The organism is Pseudoalteromonas sp. 19-MNA-CIBAN-0066, assembly GCF_040308705.1.
GTDB classification, from domain to species: domain Bacteria; phylum Pseudomonadota; class Gammaproteobacteria; order Enterobacterales; family Alteromonadaceae; genus Pseudoalteromonas; species Pseudoalteromonas nigrifaciens.
Map to the genome: position 1 here is coordinate 1 of NZ_JBEONZ010000392.1, position 241 is coordinate 241.

Below are 241 nucleotides of genomic sequence, written 5' to 3' on the forward strand. Positions count from 1 at the left end.
GTTCAACGTAGAGCCAACAACCGAACAGCGCCTATACGACGCAACATACGACTCGGTAGAATTTCTACAATTAATCAACACCGCACTAGTAGACGACATCGTAGGCCAATCGGTAATGATGAGCGTAGACGGTGGCGTAACAGGCCGTGCAGGTGTAGAAACCGACGACAGCAAAGAGCGCCAAACGCGCGATGTAGCAGGCCTAGCAAAGCGCGAATACCGTTGTCACCCAGTAGAATGC

The 241-nt window shown here is 51.9% G+C and carries 1 protein-coding gene; it reads left to right on the forward strand.

The features are described 5' to 3' along the window. On the forward strand, positions 1–241 hold a 241-nt coding region (locus AAEZ18_RS19560; RefSeq protein WP_352256117.1), incomplete at both ends, for a P2 family phage major capsid protein.